Below are 13043 nucleotides of genomic sequence, written 5' to 3' on the forward strand. Positions count from 1 at the left end.
GCGGGCGCTACAGCAGCAGCCCGCCAAAGAGAAAGCCCGCCAGCACCGACAGCGCAATGGCGATCACGCCTGGAATAATAAAGGCGTGGTTGAAGACAAACTTGCCAATCCGGGTGGAGCCGGTGTCATCCATCTCCACCGCGGCCAGCAGAGTCGGGTAGGTGGGCAGGACGAACAGCGCCGACACGGCGGCGAAGGAGGCAATCGCCGTCAGCGGGCTGACACCCAGCAGCAGCGCGGCGGGCATGAGTGCTTTGGTGGTGGCAGCCTGCGAGTAGAGCAGCATGGAGGCGAAAAACAGAATCAGCGCCAGCATCCACGGGTAGGTTTTCAGCGTGTCGCCAGCCAGGGTCTGAATATCGGCCAGATGCGCTTTTACAAAGGTATCGCCCAGCCAGGCAACGCCCATTACGCAGATACAGGCACTCATACCCGATTTAAAGGTACTGGCACTGAGGATGTCGCCGGTGTCGAGTCTGCAGGTCAGGCTGATCAGCGTGGCGATGGTCAGCATAAACACGACAATAGCCTCATTGCGCGGCAGAGGTGGATTGACGATCAGGCCAACGCTGGCGCTGGTCGCGGTGGCATAGAGCACCACGGCCACAATCCCCGCCAGGAACAGCAGCACCGATCTTTTCGCGCCCGGTTTTGCCTGGTAGTGTGTGGCACCGCGCAGGGTGGTTTCCCCTTTGGCAAGACGGGCCTGATAAACCTCATCATCTTTTAACTCTTTGCCAAGAAAGTTCGTTACCAGCGCCGCCAGGAACAGGCCTGCCATCGTGGCGGGGATGGTGATCGCCAGCAGGGTGATGTAGCTGACGCCGCGCGGTTCAAGCAGCGTCGCGAAGAAGACCACTGCCGCAGAAATCGGTGAGGCGGTAATCGCAATCTGTGATGCCACGACCGCAATCGACAGCGGCCGGGAGGGGCGGACGCCTTGCTCTTTTGCCACTTCAGCAATCACCGGCAGCGTCGAAAATGCAGTGTGTCCGGTGCCGGCCAGCAGCGTCATCAGGTAGGTCACCAGCGGGGCCAGCAGGGTGACGTGACGCGGATGGCGACGCAGCAGGCGTTCCGCCAGGCTCACCAGATAATCCATTCCGCCCGCCACCTGCATGGCCGCTATCGCCGCGATCACCGCCATGATGATTTCGATAACGTCAAAGGGGATCGCGCCAGGTGCCATGCCAAATCCCAGCGTCAGGATCAGCACGCCCATTCCGCCTGCGAATCCGATCCCTATACCGCCAAGGCGGGCACCCAACCAGATCGCCATGAAGACGATCAGCAGCTCAACCACAAACATGAATCACTCCTAAAAGTAAACCGGCCATTACTGAGACGCTGTGTATCAAAAAAAAAGGCACACCGTGTTGATCGCGGTGTGCCTTTTGTTAACCAGCGCAGGTCAGGCCCTACTGCTCGTTTTCATCGGTATACCGTTTCGCTTTATAGACCGGATACATCAGGTTCTGCACTGAGAAGATATCGTCCAGCTCACTCTCCGTCAGCAGGCCACGCTCCAGCACCACTTCGCGCACGCTCTTGCCGGTTTCGGCACAGATTTTACCGACGATGTCGCCGTTGTGATGGCCGATGTAGGGGTTGAGGTAAGTCACGATACCAATGGAGTTGAAGACGTAGGCTTCGCACACTGCGCGGTTAGCGGTGATGCCGTTGACACACTTCTCCAGCAGGTTGTAGCAGGCGTTGGTCAGGATGCTGATCGACTCAAACAGCGCCTGGCCAATGACCGGCTCCATCACGTTAAGCTGCAACTGACCGGCTTCAGAGGCCATGGTGACCGTGATGTCGTTGCCAATAACTTTAAAGCAGACCTGGTTGACCACCTCCGGCACCACCGGATTGACCTTGGCGGGCATGATGGAGGAACCCGCCTGCAGCTCTGGCAGGTTGATTTCGTTCAGACCCGCGCGCGGACCGGAGGAGAGCAGCCGCAGATCGTTACAGATTTTAGAGAGCTTCACCGCCAGGCGTTTCAGCGAGGAGTGAACCATCACGTAGGCACCACAGTCAGAGGTCGCTTCGATCAGATCTTCTGCTGGCACCACCGGCAGGTTACTCACTTCCGCCAGACGCTGAACCGCCAGGTGCTGGTAGCCTTCCGGCGTATTGAGGCGGGTGCCGATGGCGGTCGCCCCCAGGTTCACTTCCAACAGCAGTTCGGCGGTGCGCAGAATGCTTTTCGTCTCTTCATTCAGCAGCACGCTGAAGGCGTGAAACTCCTGGCCGAGCGTCATCGGCACGGCATCCTGCAGCTGGGTGCGGCCCATCTTCAGGATGGTCTGAAACTCATCGGCCTTGTTCTGGAACCCTTCAGAGAGCTGGCTGATGCCATCCAGCAGCTTCAGCAGTGAGCTGTAGACCGCGATGCGGAAACCGGTCGGGTAGGCATCATTGGTGGACTGGCACTTATTCACATGATCGTTGGGATTGAGGTACTGATATTCCCCTTTCTGGTGGCCCATCAGCTCCAGGCCGATGTTCGCCAGCACCTCATTGGTGTTCATGTTGACCGAGGTTCCCGCACCGCCCTGATAGACATCCACGGGGAACTGGTCCATACAGCGGCCCTTGTTCAGCACTTCATCGCAGGCCTTAATGATGGTATCGGCAATGTTGCGCGGGATGGTCTGCAGCTCTTTGTTGGCCATCGCGGCCGCTTTTTTCACCATCACCATACCGCGGACAAACTCAGGTATGTCGCTGATTTTACTGTTGCTGATATAGAAATTCTCAATCGCACGCAGAGTATGAACGCCATAATAGGCATCCGCCGGAACTTCGCGCATACCTAACAGGTCTTCTTCGATACGAATGTTGTTCGCCATGATAACCTTCTTGTTGTTGCCGCTAACCATCACAAAGGATGTGTTTATTTTGTCGTGGTGTACCCGTGCCGACATATTATCCGTCTTCACAGGGGCGTGTGCGATCATATTCTGATGCCAGTGAAAATCATGCATGCAGATCACTTAATGCTGCAGCCTGGTTAACGATATGTGAAGTAGGTTACAAAATTAACCCCGCAGGATAAATTTGACAGAATCGGTTGAAAATGGCGGCGCGGGTGCCCATCTCTTTTCTTATCATCTGTAGGATGAACGCTTTCTGCTGAGCGGCACGCTGCCGTTCAGCCCCTAAATACAGGAGAGTTCGGTGCGCTGGATACCGTTATTAGTCTTTTTTGTTCTGGCCTGGATTGAGATTTCCCTCTTCATTCAGGTTGCACACGTCATGGGCGTGCTGCTGACCATGCTGCTGGTGATCTTCACCTCCTGCATCGGGGTCTCGCTGGTGAAAAACCAGGGCATGAAAAACTTTATGCTGATGCAGGAGAAGCTGGCGCGTAACGAAAGCCCGGCCAGCGAGATGATCAAAAGCGTGTCGCTAATCATCGCGGGCTTTCTGCTGTTGCTGCCGGGCTTCTTTACCGACCTGCTCGGCCTGCTGCTGCTGCTCCCCCCCGTTCAGAAGCATCTGACGCTGAAACTGATGCCTCACCTGCGCGTCTGGCGCGGGCCCGGAGCCGGGCCAGACAGCGGTTACACCGTGGATGGTGAGTTCGAGCGCAAAAACAGCGATCGCCTTGAGCACCATGACGATCACCAGGATCGTTAATCGCAATGCCTGCCTCTGAAGCGCAACCTCCGGGTTGCGTTTTTATTTGCCCCTGCTCCTGTTTAAAAAGTCGTCAGTTGTCCTGGCCGGATAAAAAATTTGTTGTTCGCCCCCTTGAAAGTGGATGGGCGTGGCCCTATCTCTCAGGTCACGAGGCCGGAAGCCATGCAGCCCGGTGTTCAACCCCAAAACTGAATGATTGGACTTCTCAAAGGAGAGCTATCAAATGAAAATTCGTCCATTGCACGATCGCGTTATCGTCAAGCGTAAAGAAGTTGAAGCTAAATCAGCTGGCGGCATCGTACTGACCGGTTCCGCAGCTGGTAAATCCACTCGTGGTGAAGTACTGGCTGTCGGCAATGGCCGCATCCTTGAGAGTGGCGACGTTAAGCCGCTGGACGTGAAGGTTGGTGACGTCGTGATCTTCAATGAAGGTTATGGTGCTAAAACCGAAAAGATCGACAACGAAGAAGTGCTGATCATCTCTGAAAGCGACATTCTGGCGATTGTTGAAGCGTAATTTTTTTCGCGTAACTCACTGAACGAAACGAATTTAAGGGACAATTGAAATGGCAGCTAAAGACGTAAAATTCGGTAATGACGCTCGCGTAAAAATGCTGCGTGGCGTGAACGTACTGGCAGATGCAGTAAAAGTTACCCTGGGCCCGAAAGGCCGTAATGTGGTTCTGGATAAATCTTTTGGTGCACCGACCATCACTAAAGATGGTGTTTCAGTCGCGCGTGAAATCGAGCTGGAAGACAAGTTCGAGAACATGGGCGCGCAGATGGTTAAAGAAGTAGCCTCTAAAGCGAATGACGCAGCAGGCGACGGTACCACCACTGCCACTGTCCTGGCACAATCTATCATCACCGAAGGCCTTAAAGCGGTTGCAGCGGGCATGAACCCGATGGACCTGAAGCGCGGTATCGACCAGGCTGTTCTCTCTGCCGTTGAGAAACTGAAAGCGCTGTCTGTGCCATGCTCAGACTCTAAAGCGATCGCGCAGGTAGGTACTATCTCCGCTAACTCCGACGAAACCGTGGGCCAGCTGATTGCTCAGGCGATGGAGAAAGTGGGCAAAGAGGGCGTGATCACCGTTGAAGAAGGCACCGGCCTGCAGGACGAGCTGGATGTGGTTGAAGGTATGCAGTTCGATCGCGGCTACCTGTCACCTTACTTCATCAACAAGCCAGAAACCGGCGCTGTTGAACTGGAATCTCCGTTCATCCTGCTGGCTGACAAGAAAATTTCTAACATCCGCGAAATGCTGCCAGTACTGGAAGCCGTTGCGAAAGCAGGCAAACCACTGCTGATCATCGCAGAAGATGTGGAAGGCGAAGCGCTGGCGACGCTGGTGGTCAACACCATGCGCGGCATCGTTAAAGTGGCTGCGGTTAAAGCACCAGGCTTCGGCGACCGTCGTAAAGCGATGCTGCAGGATATCGCTATCCTGACCGGCGGTACCGTGATCTCTGAAGAGATCGGTATGGAGCTGGAAAAAGCCGCGCTGGAAGATCTGGGTCAGGCAAAACGCGTTGTGATCAACAAAGACACCACCACCATCATTGACGGTGTGGGTGAAGAGGCGACCATTCAGGGCCGTGTGACCCAGATTCGTCAGCAGATCGAAGAAGCAACCTCTGACTACGACAAAGAAAAACTGCAGGAGCGCGTAGCGAAACTGGCAGGCGGCGTGGCCGTTCTGAAAGTGGGCGCAGCGACTGAAGTTGAAATGAAAGAGAAGAAAGCCCGCGTTGAAGATGCGCTGCACGCAACCCGTGCTGCCGTCGAAGAAGGTGTGGTTGCAGGTGGTGGTGTGGCGCTGGTTCGCGTTGCTGCTCAGCTGTCCGAACTGCGTGGTCAGAACGAAGATCAGAACGTCGGTATCAAAGTTGCGCTGCGCGCAATGGAAGCACCACTGCGTCAGATCGTCTCTAACGCCGGTGAAGAGCCATCTGTTGTCGCTAACAACGTGAAAGCGGGCGACGGTAACTACGGTTACAACGCACAGACTGAAGAGTACGGCAACATGATCGACTTCGGTATCCTGGACCCAACCAAAGTGACCCGTTCTGCACTGCAGTACGCGGCCTCTGTTGCGGGTCTGATGATCACCACCGAATGTATGGTCACTGACCTGCCAAAAGGCGATGCACCTGATTTAGGCGCAGGCGCTGGCGGTATGGGTGGCATGGGCGGTATGGGCGGCATGATGTAATTGCCGTTGACGCCTTAGTCACGATAAAACCCCCGACCGGAAACGGTCGGGGGTTTTTCTTTTGGGCAGGAAAATAGTATAAGTAGTGGCGCAATCGCTCGTCTTTTCTCTTGATATCTCCCGCTGTCTGCATGCTGGCTGTTGCGGCCTCACCAGATGACCTGCTGTGGTAAGTTCATCGGAATGCGCAAACCTGCCAGACTGAGCACCGCAGGAGATATCAAGGTGATATAACGGGATTAAGGCAATGAATGTGCAGAAAAAAACGATCTTTTTTTGCTACGCTGCCACCCGACTCTGATGATAATAAATGGGGATTACAATGCGGATTAACCTCTTGCCTGGACTGATCGCTGGCGCGTTATTGCTGGCAGGCTGCAGCAGCTCTACGCAACTCTCTTCAGCCGGACAGCGCGTGACCTTTACCGATCAGCAGCCTGCCAGCACCTGTCAGCTTCTGGGTAACATCACTGGCTCACAGAGCAACTGGCTGAGCGGTGCAGGCGGCGAAACCAGCGCTCTGCGCGGTGCGGCCAATGACCTGCGCAATCGCGCAGCGGAAATGGGTGGCAACGTGATTTACGGCGCGACCAGCCCGACGCAGAATCTGCTGTCCGCGTTTGCGCCACTCGACAGTAAAATGAGCGGCCAGGTCTATAAGTGCCCGTAATCTGAACCGGACGTCCTGTCCCATCGGCCAGCCTGTTGCTGGCCGTTTTTACTCCTGACGCAACTGCAAATCCAGCGGCGTTTTGCTGGGCTCCCCGCCAATCTCACGCGCCAGCTTCGGCACCAGATAGCCGGACACCTGCGCCAGAAGGGTCCGCACCAGCTGGCGAGCCTCGTCATCGGAGACAAAGAAGTGCGCGGCGCCCTGAACCTTATCCAGCACATGCAGATAGTAGGGCAGAATGCCGGCATCAAATAAGGCGTTACTGAGCGTGGCCAGCGTCTGCGCATTATCATTAATGCCACGCAGCAACACGCTCTGATTCAGCAGGGTGACACCCGCCCGCTTCAGGCTGCGCATCGCCGCACGCAACTCTTCATCGATTTCCTGCGCATGGTTGATGTGCGTCACCATCACGACCTGAAGACGCGTCTCGCCCAGCATCTGACAGAGCGGGTCGGTGATACGTGCCGGAATCACCACCGGTAAGCGGCTGTGAATACGCAGGCGTTTCAGATGCGGGATCTGCTCCAGCGCGGCGATGAGCCAGGCCAGCTCATGATCTTTCGCCATCAGCGGATCGCCGCCGGAAAAGATGATCTCATCCAGCTCAGGATGAGCGGCGATATAGTCCAGCGCCGCCTGCCAGCTGCGCTTATTGCCGGGGTTATCCTGATAGGGAAAATGGCGGCGGAAGCAGTAGCGGCAGTTGACGGCGCAGCCGCCTTTGACCAGCAACAGAGCCCGGTTCCGGTATTTATGTAGCAGTCCAGGCACAACGTTGCTTTGTTCATCGAGCGGATCGGTGCTATAACCGGGCGCATCGATGAATTCCTGGCGTCGGGTTAACACCTGAAGCAGCAGCGGATCGTGCGCATCGCCCTTTTTCATCCGGCGGATGAAGGCATGCGGAACACGCAGGGCGAAAAGCCGCCGCGCATCCGCGCCTTCAGCCAGCTCTGTGTGCTGATCAAGGGCTAAAATTCGCAGTAATTCATCAGGTTCGGTGACAACATCCGCAAGTTGCTGCAACCAATCTTCTCTGGAAGGTGTTTTTAGGGTTACAATGTGTGCCATTTTTTTGGCTTAGTACCAGTGTCAATTTTCGTAGAGGGCCTTCATGGCGACTTATTCTAGCAACGATTTCCGTCCCGGTCTTAAAATCATGTTCGAAGGCGAACCTTATGCCATCGAATCCAGTGAGTTCGTTAAACCGGGTAAAGGCCAGGCATTTGCGCGTGTTAAAATGCGTCGCCTGCTGACGGGTTCTCGCGTTGAGAAAACCTTTAAATCTACCGACTCCGCCGAAGGCGCAGACGTGGTCGATACTAACCTGAACTACCTGTACAACGACGGTGAGTTCTACCACTTCATGCACCCGGAGAGCTTTGAGCAGTTCCCGGTTGAAGAGAAGACCGTAAGCGATGCAGCAAAATGGCTGCAGGATAACGCGGAGTGTATCGTTACGCTGTGGAACGGTCGTCCAATCGCCGTTCAGCCGCCAAACTTTATCGAAGCTGAAGTGGTTGAAACCGATCCAGGCCTGAAAGGTGATACCGCTGGTACCGGCGGCAAGCCCGCTAAACTCTCTACCGGCGCGGTCGTGAAAGTGCCACTGTTCGTACAAGAGGGCGAAGTGGTGAAAGTTGACACCCGCTCTGGCGAATACGTGTCACGCGTAAAATAAGTTTCGCAGGCGCATCTTCGGGTGCGCCTTTTTCTTGTCTGAGAGAAAAAAATGTTCAAGCTGGCAAAATTAATCGCGTTCGCGTTGCTGGTCTCCTCTGCATTAAGTGCCTGCAACACATTCCACGGTTTTGGCGAAGATGTCTCCCACCTGGGCGGTGCCATTTCGCGTGCGGCAAAATGACCTTAACGGATTGTCCTTTTTAGTGTTCTGACGGCAGCAACCGGTGGAAATCCGGCTATGCTTAAAACGCTGTACTTTACATCCATCAAAAAGGACATTGTCATGTTAAAGAAAAGTATCGCCGCAATCTTCTCTGTACTGGTGCTCTCTTCTCTGCTGACGGCGTGTAACACCACGCGTGGCGTTGGTGAAGATGTTGAAGCGGGCGGCCAGGCCATTCAGAACAGCACGAAGTAACCTGTTATCCCAACCGGTACGAAAGGCTTTTCGTACCGGCTTGTCAGCTCGCTTACTCTTTCTGTTTTACCCAGATCAGCTCTTCTACCGGGAAGCCATCCCGACGCGCCTGTTCAACCAGCTTCTCTTTGACGCCCGGTGCCAGCTGAGGTGTGCGTGACAGTATCCAGAGATAGTGGCGGTTCGGGCCGCACACCATCGCGTAGCGATAGTCGGGATCGAGGGCGATAACGTTATAGCCACCGTAGAAGGGGCCAAAGAACGAGACTTTCAGCGAGGCGCGTTGTGGCTCACCGGTAAAGTAGGCTTTACCCACGCTCTCCTGCCAGCGCTGCTTTTTGACGTTAAACCCGCGATTGATGACTTTCAGACCGCCATCCTCGCGCGGGCTGTAGTTTGCTGTGACCTGTTCCAGGCCGCGCTCAAAAGGGTGATTGAGGCGGGCAATCTCATACCACTGACCGAGGTAACGCTGGCTGTCAAAGTTATCCACCACCGTCACGTTCTTAGGGGGTGTGGTGCTACAGGCGACAGAAAGAAAAGCACTCAGGCTGGCAACAACGGTTTTCCATGGAGACATAGCAGGATTCCTTTGTGATTTAACCGCTTAAGTATAGAAGCCGAAACGCGGTTTTTGGCTGTGCAGGCACGAGATTGTTTGCCGCAGACATTGCAGGTAGACTGCCTCCCCTCATTTGCATCAGGAGTCATCACCATGAGCGAAACGGCAAGCTGGCAACCAAGCGCATCCATCGCCAATTTGTTAAAACGCGCCGCTATTTTAGCAGAAGTGCGTCGTTTCTTTGCCGATCGCGGCGTGCTGGAAGTGGACACGCCGGCGATGAGCCAGGCCACCATTACCGATATCCATCTGGTGCCTTTTCAGACACGATTTGTCGGGCCTGGCGCGGCGCAGGGGCGCGATCTCTGGCTGATGACCAGCCCCGAATACCATATGAAACGACTGCTGGCGGCGGGCAGTGGCCCGATCTATCAGATGGGGCGCAGCTTCCGTAATGAAGAGGCGGGACGTCACCACAATCCGGAATTCACTATGCTGGAGTGGTATCGGCCGCACTACGACATGTATCGTCTGATGAATGAAGTCGACGACCTGATGCAGCAGGTGCTGGAGTGCGACAGCGCAGAGTCGCTCTCCTATCAGCAGGCGTTTATCCGCCATCTGGAGCTGGATCCTCTCTCTGCGGATAAAGCGCAGCTGCGTGAAGCAGCAGAGAAGCTGGGCGAAGGTGAGCTGGCGCGTACAGAAGAGGATCGCGATACGCTGCTGATGCTGCTGTTTATGCTGGGCGTCGAACCGAAGATTGGTCAGGATAAGCCGTGCTTTGTTTACCATTTCCCGGCCAGTCAGGCCGCTCTGGCCGAGATCAGCACCGAGGATCATCGGGTGGCCGAGCGATTTGAGGTCTATTACAAGGGCATCGAGCTGGCCAACGGTTTCCGTGAACTGACCGATAGCCGCGAGCAGCGGCAGCGCTTTGAGCAGGATAACCGTCGCCGTGCGGCGCGGGGTCTGCCTGTCCATCCTATCGATACCTATCTGCTGGATGCGCTGGCGCACGGGATGCCCGCCTGTTCCGGCGTGGCGCTGGGCGTTGACCGCCTGATTATGCTGGCGCTGAAAGCGGAGTCATTGAGTGAGGTAATCGCGTTTCCGGTGGATCGCTGCTAATCCGTTATCTGCAGACGATGACGGATGACGGATGACGGATGACGGATGACGGATGACGGGGGAAGGGATGACCCGGCTGAAGAGCAAAGTATCCGAGCCAGGATGGCGAGGCCGAACGCCAGGGATAGCGGCTTTCTTTGCGACCGGCCGGGCCATCCCTGACCCGGCACAGATGTTCAGCTAGCTGCTGCTATCCGGAAACTCCTGAATGGTCACCGGCAGCGTCAGCTTCTGGTCGTTGCGCAGTACCTGCACATCAATCACCGAACCCGGGCGAATCTCTGCCACCTGGTCCATTGTCTCCTGTGCGGAGATGGCCGGTTTGCCGTTCACGCTGAGCAGAACATCGTTGGTCTGGATCCCGGCTTTGTCCGCAGGCCCGTCAGGCGTCACCCCACTGACAATAATGCCCTGAACCCGGTCCAGATTGCTGCCCTGTCCATGCAGCGGCGGCAGTTCGCGTCCGGTAATGCCGATATAGCCACGGATCACCCGGCCATCGCGGATCAGCTTATCCATGATTTTCGAGGCCAGTACGGTAGGAATGGCGAAACCTATCCCTTCCGGCGTTTCGCCGTCGTTACTTTTATCGAAGGTCAGGGTGTTGATGCCCATCAGCTCGCCCAGCGAGTTAATCAGCGCGCCGCCGGAGTTACCCTGATTGATTGACGCATCCGTCTGCAGGAAATTCTGCCGGCCTGAAGAACTGAGTCCCACCCGGCCCGTCGCACTGATAATGCCCTGCGTCACCGTCTGACCGAGGTTGTAGGGGTTGCCAATCGCCATCACCACATCCCCGATATGCGCCTGGCGGTTTGGATTGATGGGAATCACGGGCAGGCCGGAAGCGGTAATTTTCAGCACCGCCAGATCGGTCATGCCATCGGAACCGACCAGCGTTGCCTCAAAGAAACGGCCATCCTGCAGCGCCACGATAATCTGGTCGGCATTATTGATGACGTGCTTATTGGTGAGGATGTAGCCTTTTGCATTCATGATCACCCCGGAGCCCAGGGTGGTGATGCCACGATTGTTGTTGCCGTGCGCGCTGCGATTGTAGACGTTGACAACGGCGGGCACGGCGCGGCGCACCCCCTGATTGAAGCTAAAGGGTGTTTCGTCGTTGATGTTATCGTGGTTATAGAGGGCGTCGCTGCCCATACGCAGTGCAGGCAGTGCTGCGAGTAAGATACCCGCCACAATCAGGCCCAGCACCACGGAACGCAAAAGTTTAAGAAACATGGTGTTAAATCACGCCAGGGGAGATCGCAGGGGAGAATAGCATGAGAGCGGCGGACACACACGCGCTTGTATCCGCCGTAATGCGAGGTTTATCTCAACAACAGATAGATACTTTCATCGCCGCGTACTACATTGAGTGCCAGGACCGGTGGTTTACCTTCCAGGATTTTGCGCATTTCAGCAATTGTCTGCACCCGGGTGCGGTTAACGCCGATAATCACATCATCTTTCTGCAGGCCAACCTGTTCCGCCGGCGTGCCTTTTTCGATGGTGTCGACCTTCACGCCTTTATCGCCGGTTTTGGTCTGTCCGTCACTCAGCGTGGCGCCCTGAAGGGCCGGTGACATCAGCTGTGCGCTGGCGGTGGTCTGCGCGCTCTGCTCCAGCGTCACGGTCACGGTTAAGGGTTTGCCTTCACGCAGCAGGCCGAGCTTCACCTGTTCGCCTGGTGGCGTAGTGCCCACTTTGACGCGCAGTTCCGCAAAGCTGGTGATCGGCTTGTCGTTGATCGAGGTAATGATATCGCCAGACTTCACGCCCGCTTTCTGTGCGGCAGACTGCGGCAACACTTCCGAGACGAACGCGCCGCGCTGTGCATCGACATTGAACGCTTTGGCCATGTCCGCCGTCATTTCTGTGCCTTTGATGCCCAGCTGACCGCGCTTCACTTCACCAAATTTGATCAGCTGCTGCGCGAGGTTCATCGCCATATCGCTCGGAATCGCAAAGCCGATGCCGATGTTACCGCCGCTGGAGGCGAGAATAGCCGTGTTGATGCCGATCAGTTCGCCGTTAAGGTTCACCAGCGCACCGCCTGAGTTACCGCGGTTAATCGCAGCATCGGTCTGGATAAAGTTTTCCAGGCCTTCCAGGTTGAGGCCGCTGCGACCCAGCGCCGAGATAATCCCGGAGGTCGCCGTCTGACCCAGCCCAAACGGGTTGCCGATCGCCACCGCGAAATCGCCGACTTTCAGCTGGTCAGAGTCCGCGACTTTCACCTGCGTGAGGTTTTTCGCGCCCTGAATCTGGATCAGTGCAATGTCGGTCTGCTCGTCATGCCCGATGAGTCTGGCTTCATATTCACTGCCGTCGCCCAACTGGACGTTGATCTTATCTGCGCCATTCACCACATGGTTATTGGTCAGCACATAGCCTTTGGCGGCATCAATGATCACGCCAGAACCCAGCCCCTCGAAAGGCTGTGGCTGGCTGTTGCCGCCAGGCATCTGACCAAAGAAACGTTTCAGCGGCTCAGGAATATCCTGCGCCTGCGCACCTGCATCGGTGCCTTCAACGTGAACGCTGACCACGGCAGGTAACACTTTTTCCAGCATCGGTGCCAGACTCGGCAGCGGCTGATCCGCGACCTGTGCCGGCAGCGTGGCCATCGCGCCCGGCGCGGCGGCAAGGCTCATCCCGATACTCAAGGCTAATGCGCTAAACAGGCGTGCTTGTTTTTTCATTGCT

14 protein-coding genes are annotated in these 13043 nt (G+C 56.0%); 8 read left to right on the top strand and 6 right to left on the bottom strand.

What is annotated here, in order from left to right; genetic code table 11:
- Positions 1-7: 7 nt before the first annotated feature.
- Complete coding sequence (locus ACNY69_RS15245; protein ID WP_111142143.1) at positions 8-1309, bottom strand: anaerobic C4-dicarboxylate transporter; 1302 nt, start codon at positions 1307-1309, stop codon at positions 8-10.
- A 109-nt stretch (positions 1310-1418) separates the two neighbouring features.
- Entirely contained in the window at positions 1419-2855 is a 1437-nt protein-coding gene (gene aspA, locus ACNY69_RS15250; RefSeq protein ID WP_293774236.1) for an aspartate ammonia-lyase, read from the bottom strand.
- A 328-nt stretch (positions 2856-3183) separates the two neighbouring features.
- Here aspA and ACNY69_RS15255 point away from each other — a divergent pair, with 328 nt between their 5' ends.
- From ACNY69_RS15255 to ACNY69_RS15270, 4 genes are all read left to right on the top strand, one after another.
- On the top strand, positions 3184-3645 hold the full coding sequence (locus ACNY69_RS15255) for an FxsA family protein (protein ID WP_111142142.1): 462 nt from the start codon (positions 3184-3186) through the stop codon (positions 3643-3645).
- Between the two features lie 226 nt (positions 3646-3871).
- Positions 3872-4165: a co-chaperone GroES gene (locus tag ACNY69_RS15260; RefSeq protein ID WP_009092502.1), complete on the top strand. Its 294-nt coding sequence runs from the start codon at positions 3872-3874 to the stop codon at positions 4163-4165.
- A 49-nt stretch (positions 4166-4214) separates the two neighbouring features.
- A complete protein-coding gene (groL, locus tag ACNY69_RS15265) occupies positions 4215-5864 on the top strand; it encodes a chaperonin GroEL (protein ID WP_293774233.1) in 1650 nt (549 codons plus the stop codon).
- A 322-nt stretch (positions 5865-6186) separates the two neighbouring features.
- Positions 6187-6534, top strand: coding sequence for a DUF4156 domain-containing protein (locus ACNY69_RS15270; RefSeq protein ID WP_111142265.1), 348 nt, complete (start codon positions 6187-6189; stop codon positions 6532-6534).
- A gap of 48 nt (positions 6535-6582) precedes the next feature.
- Here the strand turns inward: ACNY69_RS15270 and epmB are convergent, their stop codons facing one another.
- Entirely contained in the window at positions 6583-7611 is a 1029-nt protein-coding gene (gene epmB / locus ACNY69_RS15275; protein ID WP_111142264.1) for an EF-P beta-lysylation protein EpmB, read from the bottom strand.
- Between the two features lie 43 nt (positions 7612-7654).
- Here epmB and efp point away from each other — a divergent pair, with 43 nt between their 5' ends.
- The 3 genes from efp (at position 7655) to ACNY69_RS15290 (ending at position 8641) form a co-directional block, all read left to right on the top strand.
- The gene (gene efp / locus ACNY69_RS15280) at positions 7655-8221 is read left to right on the top strand and encodes an elongation factor P (RefSeq protein WP_111142263.1); all 567 of its coding nucleotides are present in this window, start codon (positions 7655-7657) and stop codon (positions 8219-8221) included.
- A 51-nt stretch (positions 8222-8272) separates the two neighbouring features.
- Positions 8273-8404: an entericidin A/B family lipoprotein gene (locus ACNY69_RS15285; RefSeq protein WP_111142262.1), complete on the top strand. Its 132-nt coding sequence runs from the start codon at positions 8273-8275 to the stop codon at positions 8402-8404.
- Positions 8405-8506: 102 nt separating this feature from the next.
- The gene (locus tag ACNY69_RS15290; protein ID WP_003848302.1) at positions 8507-8641 is read left to right on the top strand and encodes an entericidin A/B family lipoprotein; all 135 of its coding nucleotides are present in this window, start codon (positions 8507-8509) and stop codon (positions 8639-8641) included.
- Positions 8642-8693: 52 nt separating this feature from the next.
- Here the strand turns inward: ACNY69_RS15290 and ACNY69_RS15295 are convergent, their stop codons facing one another.
- Positions 8694-9221: a lipocalin family protein gene (locus ACNY69_RS15295; protein WP_111142161.1), complete on the bottom strand. Its 528-nt coding sequence runs from the start codon at positions 9219-9221 to the stop codon at positions 8694-8696.
- Positions 9222-9356: 135 nt separating this feature from the next.
- On the opposite strand from ACNY69_RS15295, the gene epmA reads away from it, so the two are divergent.
- Positions 9357-10334: an elongation factor P--(R)-beta-lysine ligase gene (gene epmA, locus ACNY69_RS15300; RefSeq protein ID WP_111142162.1), complete on the top strand. Its 978-nt coding sequence runs from the start codon at positions 9357-9359 to the stop codon at positions 10332-10334.
- Between the two features lie 180 nt (positions 10335-10514).
- On the opposite strand, the gene degS is transcribed toward epmA, so the two are convergent.
- On the bottom strand, positions 10515-11576 hold the full coding sequence (degS, locus tag ACNY69_RS15305; protein ID WP_111142163.1) for an outer membrane-stress sensor serine endopeptidase DegS: 1062 nt from the start codon (positions 11574-11576) through the stop codon (positions 10515-10517).
- Positions 11577-11665: 89 nt separating this feature from the next.
- A complete protein-coding gene (gene degQ / locus ACNY69_RS15310) occupies positions 11666-13039 on the bottom strand; it encodes a serine endoprotease DegQ (RefSeq protein WP_111142164.1) in 1374 nt (457 codons plus the stop codon).
- Positions 13040-13043: the final 4 nt, after the last annotated feature.

Source organism: Pantoea graminicola, from assembly GCF_048452665.1.
In the GTDB taxonomy this organism is placed as follows: domain Bacteria; phylum Pseudomonadota; class Gammaproteobacteria; order Enterobacterales; family Enterobacteriaceae; genus Pantoea.

Excerpts from the sequence above, each read along its gene's own strand:
- ACNY69_RS15245 (WP_111142143.1), bottom strand. The coding sequence starts at position 1,309 with ATGTTTGTGGTTGAGCTGCTGATCGTCTTCATGGCGATCTGGTTGGGT.
- aspA (WP_293774236.1), bottom strand. The coding sequence starts at position 2,855 with ATGGCGAACAACATTCGTATCGAAGAAGACCTGTTAGGTATGCGCGAA.
- ACNY69_RS15260 (WP_009092502.1), top strand. The coding sequence starts at position 3,872 with ATGAAAATTCGTCCATTGCACGATCGCGTTATCGTCAAGCGTAAAGAA.
- groL (WP_293774233.1), top strand. The coding sequence starts at position 4,215 with ATGGCAGCTAAAGACGTAAAATTCGGTAATGACGCTCGCGTAAAAATG.
- ACNY69_RS15270 (WP_111142265.1), top strand. The coding sequence starts at position 6,187 with ATGCGGATTAACCTCTTGCCTGGACTGATCGCTGGCGCGTTATTGCTG.
- epmB (WP_111142264.1), bottom strand. The coding sequence starts at position 7,611 with ATGGCACACATTGTAACCCTAAAAACACCTTCCAGAGAAGATTGGTTG.
- efp (WP_111142263.1), top strand. The coding sequence starts at position 7,655 with ATGGCGACTTATTCTAGCAACGATTTCCGTCCCGGTCTTAAAATCATG.
- ACNY69_RS15285 (WP_111142262.1), top strand. The coding sequence starts at position 8,273 with ATGTTCAAGCTGGCAAAATTAATCGCGTTCGCGTTGCTGGTCTCCTCT.
- ACNY69_RS15290 (WP_003848302.1), top strand. The coding sequence starts at position 8,507 with ATGTTAAAGAAAAGTATCGCCGCAATCTTCTCTGTACTGGTGCTCTCT.
- ACNY69_RS15295 (WP_111142161.1), bottom strand. The coding sequence starts at position 9,221 with ATGTCTCCATGGAAAACCGTTGTTGCCAGCCTGAGTGCTTTTCTTTCT.
- epmA (WP_111142162.1), top strand. The coding sequence starts at position 9,357 with ATGAGCGAAACGGCAAGCTGGCAACCAAGCGCATCCATCGCCAATTTG.
- degS (WP_111142163.1), bottom strand. The coding sequence starts at position 11,576 with ATGTTTCTTAAACTTTTGCGTTCCGTGGTGCTGGGCCTGATTGTGGCG.
- degQ (WP_111142164.1), bottom strand. The coding sequence starts at position 13,039 with ATGAAAAAACAAGCACGCCTGTTTAGCGCATTAGCCTTGAGTATCGGG.